Origin of the sequence: Desulfoferrobacter suflitae (assembly GCF_022603395.1) — a bacterium.
GTDB lineage: Bacteria > Desulfobacterota > Syntrophobacteria > Syntrophobacterales > Syntrophobacteraceae > Desulfoferrobacter > Desulfoferrobacter suflitae.
In genome coordinates, this window is sequence record NZ_JAIBKA010000004.1 from 321,412 (window position 1) to 341,367 (window position 19,956).

16 protein-coding genes are annotated in these 19,956 nt (G+C 55.1%); 12 read left to right on the forward strand and 4 right to left on the reverse strand.

What is annotated here, in order from left to right; translation table 11 throughout:
- Positions 1 to 13 precede the first annotated feature (13 nt).
- Both K1V27_RS09055 and K1V27_RS09060 read right to left on the reverse strand, forming a co-directional pair.
- The gene (locus tag K1V27_RS09055) at positions 14 to 448 is read right to left on the reverse strand and encodes a PAS domain-containing protein (RefSeq protein ID WP_258929498.1); all 435 of its coding nucleotides are present in this window, start codon (positions 446 to 448) and stop codon (positions 14 to 16) included.
- Between the two features lie 151 nt (positions 449 to 599).
- Positions 600 to 1,415, reverse strand: a complete 816-nt coding sequence (locus tag K1V27_RS09060; protein WP_258929499.1) for a hypothetical protein — start codon at positions 1,413 to 1,415, stop codon at positions 600 to 602.
- Positions 1,416 to 1,654: 239 nt separating this feature from the next.
- Between K1V27_RS09060 and K1V27_RS09065 the strand changes: the two genes are divergently transcribed.
- Together K1V27_RS09065 and K1V27_RS09070 are read left to right on the forward strand one after the other, a co-directional pair.
- The gene (locus K1V27_RS09065) at positions 1,655 to 1,954 is read left to right on the forward strand and encodes a PadR family transcriptional regulator (protein WP_258929501.1); all 300 of its coding nucleotides are present in this window, start codon (positions 1,655 to 1,657) and stop codon (positions 1,952 to 1,954) included.
- Positions 1,954 to 2,742, forward strand: a complete 789-nt coding sequence (locus tag K1V27_RS09070) for a sulfite exporter TauE/SafE family protein (RefSeq protein ID WP_258929504.1) — start codon at positions 1,954 to 1,956, stop codon at positions 2,740 to 2,742. The genes K1V27_RS09065 and K1V27_RS09070 overlap by 1 nt, the downstream gene beginning before the upstream one ends.
- A gap of 501 nt (positions 2,743 to 3,243) precedes the next feature.
- Here the strand turns inward: K1V27_RS09070 and K1V27_RS09075 are convergent.
- Positions 3,244 to 3,741 carry a hypothetical protein gene (locus K1V27_RS09075; protein ID WP_258929509.1) on the reverse strand — a complete coding sequence of 166 codons (498 nt, stop codon included), beginning with the start codon at positions 3,739 to 3,741 and terminating at the stop codon, positions 3,244 to 3,246.
- 249 nt (positions 3,742 to 3,990) lie between these two features.
- The gene (locus K1V27_RS09080) at positions 3,991 to 4,464 is read right to left on the reverse strand and encodes a phosphatase PAP2 family protein (protein ID WP_258929516.1); all 474 of its coding nucleotides are present in this window, start codon (positions 4,462 to 4,464) and stop codon (positions 3,991 to 3,993) included.
- A gap of 637 nt (positions 4,465 to 5,101) precedes the next feature.
- Between K1V27_RS09080 and K1V27_RS09085 the strand changes: the two genes are divergently transcribed.
- The 10 genes from K1V27_RS09085 to K1V27_RS09130 all read left to right on the forward strand — a co-directional run bounded on the left by K1V27_RS09085 (position 5,102) and on the right by K1V27_RS09130 (position 19,910).
- Positions 5,102 to 5,575 (forward strand): NADP(+)-dependent, decarboxylating phosphogluconate dehydrogenase, encoded by a 474-nt coding sequence (locus K1V27_RS09085; protein WP_258929517.1) that lies wholly within the window; start codon positions 5,102 to 5,104, stop codon positions 5,573 to 5,575.
- Between the two features lie 41 nt (positions 5,576 to 5,616).
- Positions 5,617 to 6,699 (forward strand): biotin synthase BioB, encoded by a 1,083-nt coding sequence (locus K1V27_RS09090; protein WP_258929519.1) that lies wholly within the window; start codon positions 5,617 to 5,619, stop codon positions 6,697 to 6,699.
- A 59-nt stretch (positions 6,700 to 6,758) separates the two neighbouring features.
- A complete protein-coding gene (locus K1V27_RS09095) occupies positions 6,759 to 7,727 on the forward strand; it encodes an ABC transporter substrate-binding protein (RefSeq protein WP_258929521.1) in 969 nt (322 codons plus the stop codon).
- Between the two features lie 79 nt (positions 7,728 to 7,806).
- Positions 7,807 to 8,031, forward strand: coding sequence for a hypothetical protein (locus K1V27_RS09100; protein WP_258929522.1), 225 nt, complete (start codon positions 7,807 to 7,809; stop codon positions 8,029 to 8,031).
- The gene (locus K1V27_RS09105; RefSeq protein ID WP_258929523.1) at positions 8,006 to 8,839 is read left to right on the forward strand and encodes an ABC transporter permease; all 834 of its coding nucleotides are present in this window, start codon (positions 8,006 to 8,008) and stop codon (positions 8,837 to 8,839) included. The genes K1V27_RS09100 and K1V27_RS09105 overlap by 26 nt, the downstream gene beginning before the upstream one ends.
- Positions 8,836 to 9,627 carry an ABC transporter ATP-binding protein gene (locus K1V27_RS09110; protein WP_258929524.1) on the forward strand — a complete coding sequence of 264 codons (792 nt, stop codon included), beginning with the start codon at positions 8,836 to 8,838 and terminating at the stop codon, positions 9,625 to 9,627. Before K1V27_RS09105 ends, K1V27_RS09110 begins: the two co-directional genes overlap by 4 nt.
- 29 nt (positions 9,628 to 9,656) lie before the next feature.
- Positions 9,657 to 11,267, forward strand: coding sequence for a mercuric reductase (locus tag K1V27_RS09115; protein ID WP_258929527.1), 1,611 nt, complete (start codon positions 9,657 to 9,659; stop codon positions 11,265 to 11,267).
- Between the two features lie 145 nt (positions 11,268 to 11,412).
- A complete protein-coding gene (locus K1V27_RS09120) occupies positions 11,413 to 12,297 on the forward strand; it encodes a DUF547 domain-containing protein (protein WP_258929529.1) in 885 nt (294 codons plus the stop codon).
- A 91-nt stretch (positions 12,298 to 12,388) separates the two neighbouring features.
- Positions 12,389 to 15,229 (forward strand): DEAD/DEAH box helicase, encoded by a 2,841-nt coding sequence (locus K1V27_RS09125; protein ID WP_258929531.1) that lies wholly within the window; start codon positions 12,389 to 12,391, stop codon positions 15,227 to 15,229.
- A 4-nt stretch (positions 15,230 to 15,233) separates the two neighbouring features.
- Entirely contained in the window at positions 15,234 to 19,910 is a 4,677-nt protein-coding gene (locus tag K1V27_RS09130; protein ID WP_258929536.1) for an Eco57I restriction-modification methylase domain-containing protein, read from the forward strand.
- Positions 19,911 to 19,956 lie beyond the last annotated feature (46 nt).

A 19,956-nucleotide genomic window follows, 5' to 3' on the forward strand; every position in this document is an offset into this window, starting at 1 on the left:
AGATCACTCCTTGTCATTTCGACTGCGATTCGAGCGCCGCCAACTTCTCCTTGAGCTCCTTTTCCTTCTGCCAGCGGGCGGTTACGTCGCGAATAACGGCGGCAGAGCCGATCGGTTCGCCTTTTTCGTCCCGCACCAGCACAATGGTGAACTCGATTGAGATGCGGGTCCCATCCTTGCGCATCGCCGGCACCGCCAAAAGTTGCTCGCCGTAGCGGGTGACCCCACTTGCCATAACCTGCCGATAGCCGCTCCAATGGCGATCCCGCAGCCGCTCCGGGATGATGATGTCCAGGGATTGCCCGAGCGCCTCCCCGGCAGGATAGCCAAACATCTTTTCGGCACCGCTGTTCCAGAGCCTGATAGCACCCTCCCGGTCGGCAAAAATGACGCCGTCCATGGCCCCGCCCACAATCTGTCGGCACAACCAGGCATGATCCACAGCCATTTGCAACTCCTCGCATGATATCGGTTGTCACTCCGCACAGACCCATAGCATAATAGTTCATAGCGGATTTGCAGGGGCAAGAATACAAAACTCGCGAGTCGGAAGCCAGGATAAAGAGAAAACGCGGCAAACCGCTGATCCGACCGCCAGCTCAATGAAATACCCGCCTTTCCGGCGGCCCGAGCCCACCATCCATATTCTCATTGATCCTCCGCTCGATGTGGAAGCGGCGCTGGCCAGGGCCGAGCATCGGGGCCTCGGGGACGTCAGTGTGCCCGTCGCTGATCAGCCTTACAGCCGTTTCAAGCTGATCAGCGACGGGCAACTGCCGGCGCACTCTTTGCTCGGCTTCCTCCAGCACCTGCCAGACAAACTCGCTCGATCCCAAAATGCGTGCATCACTTTCTTCCCGGGCGATGCCTTCCTGCACAAACTCGCGGTAGGCCCGCTGCGCTGCGCCTCGCGTCCGGCCAAACCATTCGAGCACATGATCTCGGTCCTGCCAGGGAAAATCCTGTTTGGCCGGCACCACCGCATGGCCGCACCACGGATAGCGATCCAGCATCGACAGGCTATCCACCAGCCCGGCCCGCAGGGGGTTTAGCTGGATATAGTGAACCAGTTCGGTGAAACAGGTGTCTTCCTCGCAGATGATGGATTTACAGCGATTTTGAAACAAGTGACCGTGGCGCTGATGCCGACGATTGTAGGAAACGGCATAGCCGGTAAGTATCCGACGCATGCAAGCCGCAATGCCGACCCGTCCACTGCACAAGAGCAGGTGTGCACGGTTGCCGAGCAGGGCCCAGGCATAAACGGCCGTACGAGTATCGAGGGCAACCTGCCCCAAACGCTTGACAAAGTTCCCCCGATCCAGGTCATCGTCGACAATGTTGCGCCGTTCGATGCCGCCAACGATCACATGATGCAGCGTTCCCGGTGTGTCCAGGCGCGCGCCGCGGGGCATGGCAACTCACCTTCTGGGATATGATCGGTTCCCCTCTAGCAACTGAACATCGGATATCAACCCTGTATCAATTTTTGTGTAGTTGTAAACTACGTCTGTTTCATTTCATAAATGGTCATTTCCACCTATGTGCTCAAATGAGCTTGATGTGATGCCGAAGGTGATATAATATCGTAAAACAATATCGATATACAATATCGCTTTATAATATTATAATTTAATAGTTCATGGAGAAGGCAATGATTCGTGATTTCGAACTGGCGTTCATCAAGCTTCACATTCTCTACCATGCGAGCAAGATAGAGGTATTCGGCATCGGTTTGATGGAGGAACTGGCCCGCCACGGCTACAGCATCGGCCCGGGCGTACTCTATCCGACCCTGGCTAAAATGGAAAAGGCCGCACTGTTGGAGTGCGAAGCCCGTACCGTTGCGGGCAAGCGGCGTAAATATTACCGGATCACCTCGACGGGAAGTTTGCTTCTTCAAGAGATGAAATCAAAAATTAAGGAACTGCACCAAGAGGTAATGGACGAGTGATGAGCTATCTGATTGTCTGCGCAACCGCGCTTTTGGTTTCGGGGCTGACCCTGTTTTCGGGTTTTGGTTTGGGTACTCTGTTAATGCCGGTATTCGCCCTGTTCTTTCCAATCGAGGTGGCGGTTGCAGCAACTGCCGTGGTGCACGGAGCGAACAACATTTTTAAGGTTGCCGTGGTCGGCCGCCACGCGGATCGCGCCATCGTTTTGAAGTTTGGCCTGCCTGCGATCCTGGCCGCGTTTGCGGGGGCTTCGCTGCTCGCCTATTTGTCGGTATTCGGCGAGCTGCTCAGCTACTCCATCGGTTCCCGAACGGCGGTGATCACTCCCATCAAGCTGGTCATGGCGTTGCTCATGCTGGTGTTCGCTTTATTCGAGCTTCTGCCCACCCTTCGCAATCTCAAGTTCGATCGCAGGTATCTGCCTTTGGGGGGTGTTCTTTCAGGATTTTTCGGCGGCCTTTCCGGTCATCAGGGGGCGCTGCGCTCGGCCTTTCTGGTAAAGGTGGGGATTTCAACCGAGGCCTTTGTGGGCACCAACGCCGTCATTGGCTTCATGGTCGACGTCGTTAGGATTGTCACCTATATCGGGCTGCTTTTTGCCGTGCGAACCGCGAGATCCACCGAGACCCTCCATTGGCCGCTCATCCTGGCGGGGATCGGCGCGGCGTTTGTCGGCGTGCTGATCGGCAAAAGGTCTATGAAGAAAGTCACCATGCAGGCGGTGCAAACCCTGACCGGCATCCTGCTGCTGGGAATTGCGCTGGCCCTTGGTACGGGTATTATCTAAAGTACTCTTTGCTCTCTTGTTCGGCGGATTCAAGCGGGGCTGAAAAACATCTCAAGGGCCTACTGGGCTTGAGGAGTTGCTTGAGCCCGAGGACAAAACTTAAAAAACTGCGCAAGACAGTGAATGCAGGTATGGTTCCGCATAATTCAGAAAGCATTGGATCTCAATTTTCGGTTGTTGCTACCTTCCGACCGGCAAAGTGAGCACCGGGACGATACCTTCGGCCGAACATGCTGGACCTGGGCATAAACGATGGGGTACCGGTTTTGGGTTTGGGCAAGATTCAGGATCTGTCTAAATTCTTCCGCCAGCGGGAGGCCTGCAGCTTCCGGATCAAGTTGCAGAACAAGGGTGGGTGAAGCGTCCTTTCCAGTTGCCGGCTCATATGCCATGTCAGCAAGGCCTTTTCTCTCAAGCTCCCGAAGGATCTCGGCGGCTTTGTAAAAATCCTCGTATTCGGGTGCCCTGCCGGGGGTTGGCCCGCTGGCGCGCGGTGCGTTCTTAACATTGTTCATGTTCTGCACACACAGCAAAACGACACGTTTGATATGCCATCCCGACTGGTATAGAAACATCAGTTTTTCGAGAGTAAGGGGGGGTCAGCAGGCGTTGGATGAAAGCTTCTCCCTGTAGGGGAGTGTAAGTGAGGGTCGGTTGGGTGGAGTATGTGGCTCCCGCGCCGAAGGAAAAGAGCTCCGTATCGGGGTCGGCGCGCTCAAATTCAGCGCCGGCCTCGACAGTGGATTCAAACGAGGGCTGTGAGGAGATGCTGCTCACTTCAAGAAAAGCCGGAGTATCCCGGTACCTCAGGCGGATAAGATTCAGCAGCAGTTGCTCATCGTTCGTTTGCTGGAAAGCGGTGTTCAACTGGATTCTCTCGCTTCTCAGCGCCTTGGCGCCAAGTGAGGTGCAGCCTGCCGTGAGTAGTCCAAGCAGGCAGCAAATAAGGATTTTCCCAACCCAACTGCAGACGGGATCCCGCTTTCCTTTATTCGCCATGGCCTTCCCTCCTCGAATGGGTGCAATTAATCACTAATACCATCAGCCCGTTCTCTATCCTTGCAGCTGGTAGAGTCAGACTCGCTGCGCAAAAAGAAGCCGGTTGAGAAAGGAAAAAGGGATCGTGGCAGGAACCAGGAATAACAGCGTGCTGCGTCACAAGATTAGCTAAACATCATGAAAATGGCTGACAAGGTGGAAACCTGCACAAAAATTTAACTCAGCGAAAGGCTTCCCATAGGGTGAGCATCAGACGAAACGAAGGAGCAAAACGGCCCACAGCAGCCCAATGAGGTAGGAAAGTATTACATCGCTTGGCCAGTGGGCTCCCAAAACGATCCGTGCCGTCCCTCCCGCCACTAGAAGCAGGCAGCACAAAGCGAAGGCCGCAACGCGCCATAGGCCGGCAAATTTTCTGACAAACAGGACAGCCAGTAAACCTATGGTCGATGCGTAAGTCAGAGCAAAAATCGAGGGAAAGGAGTAGCCGGCAAGTTGTTCGGGTACTGAAATGAGCTCCGGAGAGGGGCGGGGTCGCGCCACCAGAGGACCGAGCCATTTCCCCATAATCCACATGCCGCCAAAGCTGAACAGCGCCAGTAGAGCCGCGCGCCATCCGGCAACCTTCCAAGAGATCACCAGCGTAATCGTAACCAGGGCCAGGTGCCAGGGAAATTTGGCGGTTGCCGAAAGCAGCATCCACACCTTCTGCTTTCCATTCATCGTTCGCTTCCACCTTTTTGACGAGGATTCCAAAAAGTAACCCAGGGACGTTGTTTCCTCATTGTACTTGTCGCTGCGCCTTAGAATCCGGGCCACACCGGAGGCCGCCCGCCCCACCGGTGTGGCAAGTGGCAAACGCGGTGAGCCTCTAATCATTTTTGACTTCGATAATCCAAAATCCAAAAAGCAACAGTCAACCCTGCGCTTTCCACCCTCCTCCACAGGCATCTGTCTCAAGCCCCGTTCAGCCATTTCAGCAACGACGGTGTTTCACTTGGGAATGAACATTCTCCTGGCAACATCCTGGCGCTACAGCAGGGAATCGGTCCCAGTTCCATTGGGACCCTCCCCCTCGCTCCCCAGGTGTCGCCAAGCACAAGTCCCACACTAATGACTGGATCTAAATAATTCACGGGCAGTTGCTGGAATAAAATACATAGCTTTCGTCATATACGTGCTGCTTGTTTGACACCGGCTGACTCATCATCGTTCATTGGCCACTTGCTTGTTTGGCTGGGTTAAACGAAAATATTCATATGATCCGTCACAAAGAGCGAAATGTGAGCCGCAACGGAGCTGAAGCAATTTATCGACTTGCTGCGCAACCCGAAAGCGGTAATGATGCTGGTCCCGGCCGGTGCGCCCCATTTTTGAAGCCATAGCCGCCAGGGTGAAAGGTGCGTGCGTAACTTATTTGGGACCCGGGGCGGTGGGCCACTACGTAAAAATGGTCCATAACGGCATCGAGTACGGCCTGATGCAGCTGATCGCCGAGACCTACGACATCATGAAACGAGGAATGCACCTCTCAAACGAGCAAATTCAGACGATCTACCGCGAATGGAACCGGCAGGAGCTCAACAGCTACCTGGTCGAGATCACTGCAAACATTTTTGGCAAACCGGACGATAGGACCGGCAAGCGCTTGATAGACGTTATAGTCGACGAGGCGGCACAGAAAGGCACCGGCATGTGGACCTCCGAGAGCGCTCTGGAACTGCAGTTACCCGCGCCGGTCATCGACCTGGCGGTGGCCATGCGCGATCTATCGGGACTCAAAAGTGAACGTCTCCCCCCCTTTGGAGTGCCGAACGCAGCCCGCTCTATATAAAATTTGGATGGATACTTTGTTTTGAAAGGAGAATCGTTTCGATGAGTTGGCAAGTAGCTCGAGATATTTCAGAAATTCTCAATAAGGCGGCCGCCGGCGGCGGTATAGACAGAGCTGAAGCCGTCAGGCTTATGCACATCAATCCGCTCAGTAAAGAAGGCTATGCGCTCATGCAAACAGCCGACCGCCTCTCCCGGCAGACGTTCTGCAACAAGGGAGAAAGTCATTTCCACATCGGTGTCAATGTCGAGCCCTGCCCCATGGATTGCCGATTCTGTTCGTTGACCAAGGGGGCCGGAATTTTCACCGAGCGAACCGAATTCCCCTACCAGCAGGTTCTCGCCTGGGCCAGGCTGGCCGAGGCCCGTTCAGCGGATGCACTGAATATCATGACGACGGGAACCTACTCCTTCGAGAAGTTATTGGAAATCGGCAAGCTCCTTAAAGGCGCCGTCTCGACGCCGCTTGTGGCCAACACCCGCGATATCAGCCACAAGGAAGGAGAAAGGCTGCTGGCTGCCGGATTTGTCGGCTTTTACCACGCCGTGCGGCTGGGTGAAGGGAGAGACACGCCGTTCAGCCGGGAAAAACGCATCGCCACCATCAGCGTGCTGCGGGATGTCGGTTTGTTGTGGATGAACTGTGTGGAGCCTGTGGGACCGGAGCACAGCGTGGAGGAGATTGTCGACCTGATGTTTCTTGCCAGGCAGTATCGAGCCGCCTATTCGGGTGCCATGCGGCGCATCAACTTCCCGGGCTCTCCCATGAGCAGGTACGGCATGGTGAACGAGCTCGAATTGGCTAAGGTCACCGCCGTGAGCCGCCTGGTCATGGGCGACATTCCACGGGCTCACTGTACCCACGAGCCCAATGGCACCTCCCTCATGGCCGGTGCGAATCTGCTGTTCCCTGAAGTCGGATCGAGCCCGCGGGACAATAGACCGGATTCCAGTGAAGGGATCGGACGGGACGCTCGTGCATGTCGAAAAATGCTGATGGAGATGGGTTGGAATCCCGACCTGCCCTCCAATTGTTTTGGCTCCGTTGCCCGTCAAGTCCCGGTCAACGCGCAAGACGAAAGACTAGGTGCGGAATCCGTGTCAACCGCGACTACTACGACTTGAGCCGCCTTGCCGGCGTTAGAGGTTCATTAACCATCGATGACCTATAAAGGAGTGAAGCCATGCGGTTTTTCGGTAATGTTTTAACAGCGGTGCTCTGCTCGTTTGCGCTCATGGTTTTGGCGGCGTTCGACGCTGCCGCCGAAGACGGAGTCCGGGTCGGCACGTGGAAAACAGCGCAGACCATTCAGCCCTTTTTCTACCAGGATTTCTATTCCGGTGAGGAAAAGATTTCGATTTTCCCCTTCACCAACCCGGCGGATCAAAAGACCGCTCTGTTGGCCGGAAGCCTCGATATGTGCGGCACCACTCTGGCCCATGCCATCCATTCGGCGTCCATGGGGCAGCCGGTGGTGGTTGTCGCCGCCCTGTGCAACAAATGTTCGGCATTGGTTGTGCAAAAAGATGGTCCCATCCATGCCATCAAAGATCTCAAAGGCAAACGGATCGGCTACGTTCCCGGCACCATGCATGAAATTTTACTGCGGGAGACCCTGACACAAAATGGTCTCACTCCCGACAAGGACGTGCAGCTGATGCGCGTCGATTTCTTCGACATGGGAACAGCCCTGGCTCGAGGCGATATCGATGCGTTCCTCTCCGGTGAACCCTTTCCGACCACGGCCGTCCATCAGGGCTACGGAAGGGTCTTGTCGTATCCCTATTATGATGAAAGTGTCGGCACGATCAATGCCGGCATGCTGGTGACCCGTGATGCCGTTGAAACGCATCCGGAACTGGTCCAGCGGTTGGTGGCCGCCCATGCTCGGGCGACCGAATATCTTCAGGCCCACCCCGATCAATGGCTGAAGCGCGCCGCCGAATTTGGGACATCTCTTGAAATTTTAAAGGAGGCTGCACCGAACATGGAATTGGCATGGACCATGGACGAAACGTTCGTCAAGCGCGCACGGGCCCTTGGAGAGCGCATGCAGGCGCTGGGAATCATCGACAGACAGCCGGACTATGAAAAGCTGTTCGATCTCTCTTTTGTCAACAAGGTGCAGGAAGAACGGAGAAAAGCCCGGTAGGTTGGTCTTCAGAACTGTGTTAAATGAAACCAGCGGTGGACGAAGTCATCAGCACTTAAGGTTCAAGGAGCAATAACTTATGAAAACAGTAAAATATGTTTACTGGCAGGATGAAGGCATGTGGCCCGGATACTTGCAAGAATACCCCGACTACTGGACCCAAGGGGAGACCCCCGAAGCATTGGAGGAAAACCTTAAAGATATTTTCAAGGAACGGTTGGCAAGACACGCCATCAAAATGCTGTGCGATCAAACATGGGAATCACCGGCGGATTTTTTTGAGTTTCGACAACGATCAGTCTAAGGCTGCCATGTGGAAAAAAGAAAAATACTTCAACGGTCCGCTCATCCTCCCTTGGATCATTCCATGCCTCGGCATTTTGCTTTGGATTATCGTCAGCAAAACCGAGGTGGTCCCCGGTTATCTGCTTCCGCGGCCGCTCGAAATCGGCAAAGCCGGCTACAGTTATATCTTCGGCGAGGCAGGAGGTGGTCCTTATGCCGGAAGGTTTCTTGCCGACCTGGGATCGAGCACGGTGCGGGTGGGTTGCGGGTTTGCCCTGGCCGTGCTGCTTGGGCTCCCGCTGGGGATAGCTTCCGGGCGGCTGCCTTATGTCCATGAGCTTTTCAGCAATTCCATCAACGGGCTGCGCGCCGTCCCCGGAATCAGCTGGCTGCCGCTGGCCATGATCTGGTTCGGCATCGGCATGAAAACCACCGTCTTTCTGGTGGCCCTGGCGGCATTTTTCCCCATTTACTTGAACTCCGCCGCCGGAGCGACCCAGGTCAACCCGCTCTTGCTGCAGGCGGGAGCGATGATGGGCGTGGGTCGGGTGCGCGGCACTTTTGCCATTCTCTTGCCCGCGGCCATGCCCCATATCATCACAGGCCTCCGTTTGGGCCTCGGAATTTCCTGGGCTTATCTGGTGCTGGGCGAACTTTCCGGAGTTCCCAACGGACTCGGGGCCATCATCATGGATGCCAGAATGCTGGGCCGAACGGATTTCATCGTCGTCGGCATCATCGTCATTGCGGTGATCGGCCGAGTGAGCGACCGCCTGTTGACGGTGCTGCTGCGTTCATGTTTCAAAAGCGCCAGGAGGCTGAATTGAAAACCCGGGCCAAGGTCATTCCTTTAGCCCGCCGGCCGGGACCGGAGGATGCGCTGATTGAAGTCGACGGAGTGAGGAAAGTCTTCCCGGTTGGAGCTTCTTTTCTAACGGTTTTGGATGAAGTTCGTTTTCAAGTGTCGCGGGGTGAGCTGGTCTGCATCATTGGACGCAGCGGGTGCGGCAAATCGACCCTGCTTAAAATCCTTGCGGGCTTCCTGGCCCCCAGTGCGGGAAAAGTGTTGCTGAACGGTGAAACTGTCGCCCGCCCGGGTCCCGATCGCTGCATGGTGTTTCAGGAAGATGCTCTCTTCCCCTGGCTGACGGTGCGGGAAAACGTGGCCTTTGGCTTGAGGGGCAAAGGATTGAGCACTACCGAGGTGCGTGAACAAGTCGATAAATTCCTTGCTCTGGTGGGATTGAGAGAATTTCATAACTACCTGCCGCGGCACATCTCCGGCGGCATGAAGCAGCGTGTGGCCTTGGCGCGGGTACTTATTTTGGAGCCCCAGGTGCTGCTCATGGACGAGCCGTTTGCCGCCCTGGATGCACAGACCCGGGAAGAGATGCAAGACCTGCTGTTGACGCTGTGGCGGCAATTGTCCCACACCATCATTTTTGTGACGCACGATATCACCGAAGCCGTCGCCCTGGCGGATCGGGTGCTGGTTATGAGCACAGCTCCGGGGCGCATCCAGCAGCAACTCCGGGTCGAGTTGGCGCGGCCCCGCAGAAGAGATCGAGAAGACTTCATGGACCTGGCCGGCAAACTCAGCGCCGCGCTGCGCTAGAGATGACCTGTTGCATAGGAGGTACCATCATGAACTGCAAAAACACGGTGAGAGTACTGCCCGAGGACACATACAATCAGACGCTGGTCGGCAATGTTCATCCTCCCTCATGGAAGAATCCCGTGCCCTTCGGTCGCTACAACCTGGTGGTGATCGGAGCGGGAACGGCGGGTCTGGTGACCGCTGCCGGGGCGGCGGGTTTGGGGGCGAAAGTCGCCCTGATAGAAAGACATTTGATCGGCGGAGATTGTCTTAATGTGGGCTGCGTGCCGTCCAAAGGAGTGATTCGGGCTTCGCGTGCGGCCCATGAGGTGCGCACGGCGGGGCGCTTTGGTGTCCATATTGACGGCGAGATCGTGGTGGATTTTGCGGCGGCCATGGAGCGCATGAGAAGGCTGAGGTCAAGGATCAGCTTGCATGATTCGGCGGAACGGTTTCGCAGCCTGGGAGTCGATGTCTATTTGGGCGACGGCCGTTTCACCGGGGTTGATTCCGTTGAAGTGGCGGGCCAAACCCTCAACTTCAGCAAGGCCGTGATCGCCACCGGCGCAAGAGCCATCGGGCTGCCCATAGAAGGTCTCGCAGAAGCCGGCTATCTCACCAATGAAACCGTTTTCACTCTGACCGAGCGCCCGCAGCGTCTGGCGGTGGTCGGCGGCGGCCCACTGGGCTCCGAGCTTGCGCAGGCGTTTCATCGTCTGGGCTCGCAGGTGAGCATTTTTGAAATGTCGGACCACCTGCTGGGCCGGGAGGACAGCGACGCGGCAGCCATCCTGCAGATGGCTTTTTTGCGGGAAGGAATCGAGTTGCTCTTGCGTGCAAGCCCGAAGAAAATTGAACGGGTCGATGGAGGCAAACGCATTATCTTCCAACAGGAGGGTAAAGAGGGAAGCATTGTGGTCGATGAAATCCTTCTCGGTGTTGGCCGCGCCCCCAATGTGGAGGGCCTTGGTCTGGATGCAGCCGGGGTGGAATACGACAAAAGAAGCGGTGTTTCGGTGAACGACCACCTGCAAACGAGCAACCCGCGCATCTATGCCGCGGGAGACATCTGCCTGCCCTATAAGTTCACCCACACGGCGGATGCCACGGCGCGCATCGTGATCCAAAACGCCTTGTTTCACGGCCGCAAAAAATGGACCTCCCTGACGATTCCCTGGTCGACTTACACCGATCCTGAAGTGGCCCACGTGGGTATGTACGAGAGGGATGCCAAAGAACGAGGCATCGAGGTCGATACCTTCATCCGGCCGCTCAAGGAGGTCGACCGTGCCATTCTTGACGGGCAAGAGGAGGGATTTGTCAAGGTACACGTGAAAAGAGGAGGCGACAAGATCCTGGGAGCGACCATTGTGGCCAGCCACGCCGGAGAAATGATCAACGAGATCAGTCTCGCCATGGTGGGCGGCCTGGGGCTTAAGACCCTGGGAAACGTCATTCACCCTTACCCGACGCAGGCGGAAGGCGTCAGGCAGACCGCGGACATGTACAACCGCACCCGCCTCACCCCGTTTGTCAAAAAAGTGTTCGCTGTTTGGCTCGGCCTGGTCAGGACGGATTTCTGGGGCAGGCTGCGCCGCTACAGGCATAATGTCCGGGATGGATTTAAGAGAGTTCTCGGCATGTTGAAGGGCGAATAACCCAAAAAAGAAAGGCTGTGCCATGGCTGGAGACATCCCCGTTGGAAACGGCTGACGGCGACAACCTTTTCCTGATCAAAAACATCAAGCCAAGGGCGGGATGTCCCCCCGGATGTCTCCCTCCCTTTATATTGAGGAACGAACAATGAACAGATCTTTAGCGATAAAAAAGTGCGGGGCGCCGCGTCGCCCGTTCATAATTTGGATGGCAATCATCGGGGTCGCACTGGCCGGTACGGCGCCCGTCGATGCAGCGCCCCGGGCGGAACTGTGGGCCAAATGGAACAGCTATGATGCCTCAAGTCCGACCAGAGTCGATCATTCCTCTTGGGGGCGATTTCTGCAAGATTACCTCGTGACCGACGACCCTTCGGGGGTGAACCTGGTGCGCTATTCCAAGGTGACCGAAAGCGATCGCAAAGAGCTGACCGCCTATCTGGGCCGGTTACAGCAGGTCAAGGTGACGGGACTCAATCGAGCGGAGCAAAAGGCCTATTGGATCAATCTTTACAACGCCCTGACGGTGAGGGTCATACTGGACCACTATCCGGTCAAGAGCATCCGTGACATCAAACCATCCTCCGGCCTGCTTGGGCTTTTTGCCGGCGGTCCATGGAAAGCCAAATTGATCCAGGTCGAAGGCGAAAAGATCTCCCTTGACGATATTGAACATCGTATCCTTCGGCCCATCTGGCGAGACAACCGAGTCCATTATGCGGTCAATTGCGCCAGTATCGGCTGTCCAAATTTGCAGCCCAAGCCCTTGACGGCTGAGAACACCGAGTCAGTGTTAAATAAAGCCGCGCGAGACTACATCAATCATCCTCGCGGGGTTACGGTGGTCAGCTCCGACAAGTTCATACTCTCTTCCATCTACGATTGGTTCCGGGAAGATTTTGGCGGGTCGCGAGATGCGGTTCTTAAGCACCTGAAACAATACGCAGGGCCGTCTTTGACTCGACAACTAGAGAACTTCCAGGGAAAAATCGATTACCAGTACGATTGGACCTTGAACGATGCGAAGCCGTGAACAGTGAGCAGTCATTTGTTTACAATTATTTCTGATTCTCTGGTGTGTGTTGTCATCCGGCATGGCTTCTTTCCCGTATAGAAAAACAGGTATGACACAACAAATTTACGCCCCCGGAGCAAGAATCGTCGTGCGTGATGCGGAATGGCTGGTCAAAAGAGTGGATCGGACCTCCACCGGCGGCCAGGCGCTGACCGTCACGGGGATATCCGAGCTTGTCCGTGACAAGGAAGCCATTTTTCTCACCGAAATCGATAAGAACATCGGGATGCTTGACCCGGCCGATACCAAACTGGTGCGGGACGAGTCTCCATGCTACAGCGCATCCTTGCTGTACATGGAAAGCCTTTTGAGGCGTGTGCCGCCGACTGATGAGAACCTTTACTGCGGCTACAAGGCGGCAATGGATTATGTGCCTTACCAGTTGGACCCCGCCATTCAAGCTTTGAAGCAGCCCCGCCGGCGAATTTTGATTGCCGATGCCGTCGGCCTGGGAAAAACCATGGCGGCCGGCATTTTGCTTAGCGAGTTGATCCGCAGGGGCAAGGGCAAGCGCATTCTGGTTCTGGCGGTCAAAAGCATGCTCACCCAGTTTCAAAAGGAGCTTTGGTGCCGTTTCACCATTCCTCTGGTGCGGCTGGATTCCATTGGAATTCAGCGCATCCGCTCCAGGATACCCACCAACCACAATCCATTTCATCACTTCGACAAAGCGATCATTTCCATCGACACCTTGAAGCAGGACACAGAATACCGGACGTCCCTGGAAAATGCCTACTGGGACATCATCGTCATCGATGAAGCCCACAACGTTGCCGAACGGGGCCACGGCTCGTCCATGCGGGCCAAGCTCGCCAAATTGCTTGCAGGCAGATCGGATACCCTGATCATGCTTTCCGCCACCCCGCATGACGGTCGAGCGCGCAGTTTTGCAAGCCTCATGAACATGCTCGACCCCACCGCCATTGCCAACCCCGACAACTACGGACCGGACGACATCAAGGGGCTGTACATCCGGCGCTTCAAAAAAGACATCCAGCACCAGGTGGAGGCGGCATTCAAGGAACGGGAGATCCGTGAAGTCTACTGTGAGGCCGCCCCGGCCGAAGAGGCGGCATTCGACGCTCTGGCCAAGTTAAAATTCACCCGCATCGATCAGCACCGGGGCGCCGGCCGCCTGTTCCAAACGACCCTCGAGAAGGCCCTTTTTTCCAGTCCGGCGGCCTGCATTGAAACCATCGATCACCGCATCAAAGCGCTGGAGAAAACCGGGGACTCCAAGTACGCCCCGGATATTCTGTCGCTCAATGAATTGCGCGAAGCAGTTGCCGCAGTCGATGCAAAAAGCTTCTCCAAGTATCGAAAACTCGTTTCGGTCATCCAGGACCAAACGGACGGATGCGGGTGGACGGGGAGCGACAAGGAAGATCGAATGGTCCTTTTTACCGAACGGATCGAAACCCTGAAATTCTTGAAGAAACATCTTAAAGCGGACCTTGCCCTAAAAGAGAGCCAGGTTGAAGTCCTTTACGGTTCCATGTCCGATATCGAGCAGCAGCGGGTGGTGGAAGAGTTCGGCAAAGAGGAGTCGCCGGTTCGCCTGCTCATCGCATCGGATGTGGCCTCCGAGGGCATCAATTTACACTACCTTTGCCACCGCCTGATCCATTTCGATATCCCGTGGTCGCTCATGGTCTTCCAGCAGCGAAACGGCCGGATCGATCGCTACGGCCAAAAGCGCACACCGCAGATCACCTATCTCATCACCCAAAGCAGTGTGGAAAAGATACGGGGCGACATGCGCATCCTCGAGCTCCTCATCCAAAAGGACAAGGAAGCCGTCAAGAACATCGGCGATCCCGCGGAATTCATGAAAGTCTACGATATCGATGAAGAGGAAGCCATCACCGCCGGCGCGATGGAATCCGGTCAGTCACCCGAACAATTTGAAAGCTCCGTCAAGTCCAAAAAGCCGGATATGCTGTCGATTCTTTTTGCGGAAGAAGAGCCGCCCAGAGGGCAGGAGGCAGAAGCCGCATGCCTTAAAATGCCGTCCCTTTTTAGCAGCGACTATCACTATCTTGAAGCTGCCGTCGGCTATCTGAACAAAAAGACAAATCTTCGTGCCGACTTTTATGCGGAGGAAAGAAGGGCCGACATTCAGCTTAACGACGAACTGAAGGCCAGGCTTCGAGTTTTGCCGAGAGAAATATGGCCCGAGGATGGATATTTCGTCCTGTCGGCGGACAAGGCCGTGATTCAGGAGGAAATCAAACGCGCCCGCAAAGAAGAAAACGCCTGGCCCAAAATCCATTACCTGTGGGAACAGAATCCCGTTGTGGAGTGGATCAATGACAAGGTGCAGGCGGCTTTCGCCCGCCATGAAGCCCCTGTCTTGGAGCTGCCGGGCGTTCTCCGCTCCGATGAAATCGTTTTTGTTCTATCCGGCCTGATCCCCAACTGCAAAAGCCATCCGCTGGTGCACTGCTGGTTCGGGGTGTGCTTCCGGGACGGCCGCCTTACCTCAATTGAACAGTTTACCGAAGTCGTTGCACGCACCGGCCTGGGTTCCAAGCTTTTCCCCAATCCACAAAATGACGTTCCTTTGAGCGACATCAAATCGTTGCTCCCCGCGGCCGTCCACCAGGCGAAACAATGGATGAGCGAGCGCAGAAAGGAATTTGAAGAGATCATCAACGAAAAACTGAACGAACGGCTGAATGCCCTGGAAAACTTGCGCTCCCGGAAGCACCGCCGGCTTGAAGTTCAGTTCGAAGAGAGCAGGCAGCACGGCAAGATCGTTCAGCAGCGGAAAGACCAGGCGCGCAGGCATATCGACGCGCTATTTGATGAATACATCCAATGGATTGAAGATACCATGACAACCGAAGACAAACCCTACATCCAGGTTGTCGCCGTGTTGAAAGGTTGAACCGATGGCCATCGATCTAACCGGCATCACCAATGAAAATGAATTCTACACCCACCATTATCTGAGCGCCATACTGGAAAATGATTTGAAGGATTTATTCGCCAGGTGGGAGGAGCAAAAAAAAGAAGCCGATTCGCGTCCACCCTACGCCCAACTGCGGGGTTTGGCGGGGGACTACTTCAAGACCGCCGATCAGCAGGCAAAAACCAGGCAAACCAAAGAAAAGAGCGATCTGGAAAATGAGTTTATCCGCAAGCTGTGCTCGGCCCTGGGATATCCCAACCAGCCGCAAACGCGAGCCCTTGATGACGGCCTTCTTTTGCCCGTCATCGGAGAAATCGCCAAATCGAGCGGGGCGCCCGAGCTTTGGCTGGTGAATGCATTCAATCCCGAAAACGACAATTCCGATCCTCTGGAGCTTCCTTTTCATGACGGGCTTGCAACCGGCCCTGAAGCTCCCGAACACACCATCAACGGCCAAACCTGGAGCGAACTCATATCCAGGAAGATTTTCGGCCTGTCGGAGCCGCCCCGCTGGGTGGTCCTGGTCAACCTTTCCCAGATCCTTCTGCTGGATCGGACCAAGTGGAATCAGAAACGCTTCTTGAGATTCGATCTGCGGGAAATCTTCGGCCGCCGCGAACTTTCCACCATGAAAGCCGTGGCCGCTCTTCTGCATCGGGAAAGCGTCTGCCCGGAAGACGGCCTCTGTCTGCTGGACACTCTCGATGAGAGCTCCCACAAGCATGCCTTCGCCGTATCCGAAGATTTGAAATACGCCCTGCGCAAAAGCATCGAGCTGATCGGAAACGAGGCGGTTTATTACTTGCGCGAGGTGCGCAAAGAAAAAATCTACGGCCGTGAACTGGCCGGGCAGCTGACCATCGAGTGCCTGCGCTATATGTACCGGCTGCTCTTTTTGTTTTACATCGAGGCCCGCCCGGAGCTCGGCTATGCCCCGATGAAATCCGACGCGTACCGGCAGGGGTACAGCCTGGAAAGTCTGCGGGACCTTGAGATGGTGCAGCTCACCACCGAAGAATCGCGAAACGGCTTTTTCATCCATGAATCCATACAGCTTCTGTTCGATCTCGTCTACCGGGGCTTCAAGCCGGAACAACGGGTGGGAGGAAGCCATTATCACATATTTTCCGTCACCCCCCTCAACTCCCACCTGTTCGACCCCAATCGGACGCAGCTTTTGAATGGGGTGAAATTCAGAAACCATGTCCTGCAGGACGTCATCAAGCTCATGTCGCTCACCAATCCCCGCAGTCGCAGGGAGCGGCGCGGCCGGATCTCCTATGCGCAGCTCGGGATCAACCAGCTGGGGGCCGTGTACGAGGCGCTCCTCTCCTATCGGGGCTTTTTCGCCGAAACGGACCTCTACGAAGTGAAAAAGGCGGGCGAACCACACAGCGACCTCGATATCGGCTACTTCATCAAAGCCGAAGAGCTGCATAAGTACACGGACGAAGAAAAAGTCTTCCAGGAAGACGGAACACTGGTGAAATATCCCAGGGGTCACTTCATCTACCGGCTGGCCGGGCGGGACCGGGAGCAGTCGGCTTCCTACTACACCCCCGAGTCGCTGACCCAGTGTTTGGTCAAATATGCACTGAAAGAACTTCTCGAAAAAAAATCGGCCGACGAAATTCTTGACCTCACCATCTGCGAGCCGGCCATGGGGAGCGCCGCCTTTTTGAACGAAGCCATCAATCAGCTGGCCGAAGCCTATCTTTCCAGAAAGCAGAAGGAGTCGGGTGTTGAAATCCCCCATGACGATTACCTGCAGGAAAAACAGAAGGTCAAGATGTACCTTGCCGACAACAACGCCTTCGGGGTGGACCTGAATCCGGTGGCGGTCGAACTGGCCGAGGTGTCTCTGTGGCTGAACACCATTTATGAAGGGGCTTACGTTCCCTGGTTCGGCATGCAGCTTGCCTGCGGAAATTCGCTGATCGGGTCGAGACGGCAAGTCTATGCTTCGAATCTCCTAAAGAAAAACAGATCTTCCGATCCTCTTTGGCTAGATGAAGTGCCCGAGCGGGTGCCGTTGGGTGAGACCAGGTTCGAAAAGAGCGTCTACCACTTCCTGCTCCCCGACAAAGGCATGGCCTGCTACACCGACCGGGTCATCAAGCAATCGGCGGAGACCCAAATCAAGGCCATAAACGACTGGCGCAAGGAATTCACCAGACCGTTCACGCAAGAACAAATCGCTCAGCTCGAAGAATTGTCTGCCGCCGTGGACCGTTTGTGGAAGGTTCATGTGAAGCAGCAGCGATCCATACGAAATCGCACCGCCGATCCTCTGCAGGTATTCGGCCGGCCCGGACCCGACGCCGGAAAACAGACCGACAACGATTGGAAGGACCGGGTTTTGCTCGAAGAACTGCATTCGAAAGATGTCCCGAACTCGAGCGCCTTCCGACGGCTGAAACTGGTCATGGACTACTGGTGTGCATTGTGGTTCTGGCCCATTGAAAGGGCGGAGCTTTTGCCCACCCGTGAAGAATTCTTGTTGGAGATCAGCCTCATTTTGGAAGGCAACCTCTACGAATCGATTTATGCGCCAAGAGGGCAGCTCACCCTTTACCCCGACCCACGGCCCAAACAGATCTCCATGGATATGGTGAACCGCTATGGGTTTGTGAACGTCGACGAGCTTTGTCGAAAAAATGAGCGCTTCGGGCTGGTCAAAACCCTGGCTGAAAGATATCGATTTTTGCACTGGGAGTTGGAATTTGCCGACATTTTTACTGGGCGGGGTGGCTTCGATTTGGTGCTCGGAAATCCGCCCTGGATCAAGGTCGAATGGGAAGAAGGCGGCGTTTTGGGCGATGCCGAGCCGCTTTTTGTTTTGCGTAAATTCAGTGCCGCCAAACTCAATGACCTGCGGGCCGAGACATTGGAAAAGTTTGAGCTTAAAGGCGCTTATCTGCAGGCATTTGAAGAAGCCGAGGGAACTCAGAATTTTTTGAATGGCTATCGAAATTACCCGTCGCTTAAAGGCATCCAGACCAATCTCTATAAATGTTTTCTGCCCCAGGCGTGGATGATCGGAAGAGAGGAGGGGCTTTCGGCCTTCCTGCATCCCGAGGGGGTTTATGATGACCCAAGGGGCGGCAATTTCCGAGAAGCCGTTTATCAGCGGTTGCGGGCGCATTTCCAGTTTCAGAACGAACTCAATTTGTTCGGTGACGTGGACCATCACACAAAATTCAGCATCAACATCTATGCTAACAAACCGATGGCCCCTGCTTTTCTCCACATCGCCAATCTCTACACGCCTAAAACCGTCTACGCCTGTTTTGACCACGGCGGAGAGGGACCGGTTCCAGGCATCAAGGATGAAAATAACAAGTGGAATGTTCAGGGGCATGCCAAACGAATTATCCGAGTGACTGAGAAGGAACTGACACTTTTTGCCAGGCTTTACGATGCCGAAGGCACCCCGTCGCTGCAGGCGCGCCTGCCGGCCTTGCACTCCCAGGAACTTGTCAGTGTCCTGGAAAAATTCGCCACATATCCCAGGAGGCTGGGAGATTTGAAGGAAGAATATATTTCAACGGAAATGTGGCACGAGACCAACACCCAAAAGGACGGCACCATTCGGCGCGAGACCTGTTTCCCGGAGACGCCCGAGCAGTGGATCCTCTCGGGACCGCATTTCTTTGTGGGAAATCCTTTCTACAAAACACCACGACGTGTATGCACTCAAAATTCACACTACGATGTGCTCGACCTGACCGAGCTCCCTGACGACTATCTGCCCCGCACCAATTACGTCCCGGACTGCGACCCGGCCGAATACCTGCGCCGCACTCCCAAAGTGCCGTGGGGAGAAAAAAAGCCGGTGACGGATTATTATCGTTTAGTGAATCGTCGAATGTTTGGGGCTTCGTCAGAAAGATCTCTGATACCTGCGATTGTTCCGAAGCAGATTGGACATATCCATCCAGTGCTATCAACCACCTTCAAAAATGAAACAAACCTTTTGGATTTTTATGGCTGTTGTTTATCGACTCTTTATGACTTTTTTCTTAAAACGACCGGCAGAAGCGATCTTTATGAATCTACATTAAGACAATTTCCTCTATACGAACGTATTGAAATTGCCTTAAGAGCTTTAATTTTGACATGTTTAACAGCTTATTACAGCGAACTCTGGTCGCATTGTTGGAAACCGTTTTTTAGGGAAGACTGTTGGACCAAATCCGATCCCAGGCTTCCCAATTCCCATTTCACCAATCTCACTCCCGAATGGCACCGGAACTGCGCCTTGCGCACCGACTACGCCCGCCGCCAGGCACTGGTGGAGATCGATGTGTTGGCGGCCATGGCCCTGGGGCTCACCCTGGAAGAGCTGAAAACCATCTACCGAGTGCAGTTTCCGGTTCTGCGCCAGTATGAAGCCGACACCTGGTGGGACCGAAACGGCCGCATCGTATTCACCTGTAGCAAGGGGTTGCCCGGCGTCGGCTTTTCCCGAGCGGAGTGGAACGAGATCAAAGACATGCAATCCGGCACGGTGGAGCAGACCATCACCGATGACACTCTGCCTGGCGGCCCCCGCGAGCGCACCATCGTCTACCAGGCGCCGTTTGATTGCTGCGACCGGGGAGAAGACTACGCAACTGCCTGGTCTGAATTCGAAAAGCGTTTCGGTTCGAAATAGCAATGGATATGGATTCTGTGGTTTTCAACAGGCAAACCTCATACGA

Excerpts from the sequence above, each read along its gene's own strand:
- K1V27_RS09055 (WP_258929498.1), bottom strand. The coding sequence starts at position 448 with ATGGCTGTGGATCATGCCTGGTTGTGCCGACAGATTGTGGGCGGGGCC.
- K1V27_RS09060 (WP_258929499.1), bottom strand. The coding sequence starts at position 1,415 with ATGCCCCGCGGCGCGCGCCTGGACACACCGGGAACGCTGCATCATGTG.
- K1V27_RS09065 (WP_258929501.1), top strand. The coding sequence starts at position 1,655 with ATGATTCGTGATTTCGAACTGGCGTTCATCAAGCTTCACATTCTCTAC.
- K1V27_RS09070 (WP_258929504.1), top strand. The coding sequence starts at position 1,954 with ATGAGCTATCTGATTGTCTGCGCAACCGCGCTTTTGGTTTCGGGGCTG.
- K1V27_RS09075 (WP_258929509.1), bottom strand. The coding sequence starts at position 3,741 with ATGGCGAATAAAGGAAAGCGGGATCCCGTCTGCAGTTGGGTTGGGAAA.
- K1V27_RS09080 (WP_258929516.1), bottom strand. The coding sequence starts at position 4,464 with ATGAATGGAAAGCAGAAGGTGTGGATGCTGCTTTCGGCAACCGCCAAA.
- K1V27_RS09090 (WP_258929519.1), top strand. The coding sequence starts at position 5,617 with ATGAGTTGGCAAGTAGCTCGAGATATTTCAGAAATTCTCAATAAGGCG.
- K1V27_RS09095 (WP_258929521.1), top strand. The coding sequence starts at position 6,759 with ATGCGGTTTTTCGGTAATGTTTTAACAGCGGTGCTCTGCTCGTTTGCG.
- K1V27_RS09100 (WP_258929522.1), top strand. The coding sequence starts at position 7,807 with ATGAAAACAGTAAAATATGTTTACTGGCAGGATGAAGGCATGTGGCCC.
- K1V27_RS09115 (WP_258929527.1), top strand. The coding sequence starts at position 9,657 with ATGAACTGCAAAAACACGGTGAGAGTACTGCCCGAGGACACATACAAT.
- K1V27_RS09120 (WP_258929529.1), top strand. The coding sequence starts at position 11,413 with ATGAACAGATCTTTAGCGATAAAAAAGTGCGGGGCGCCGCGTCGCCCG.
- K1V27_RS09125 (WP_258929531.1), top strand. The coding sequence starts at position 12,389 with ATGACACAACAAATTTACGCCCCCGGAGCAAGAATCGTCGTGCGTGAT.
- K1V27_RS09130 (WP_258929536.1), top strand. The coding sequence starts at position 15,234 with ATGGCCATCGATCTAACCGGCATCACCAATGAAAATGAATTCTACACC.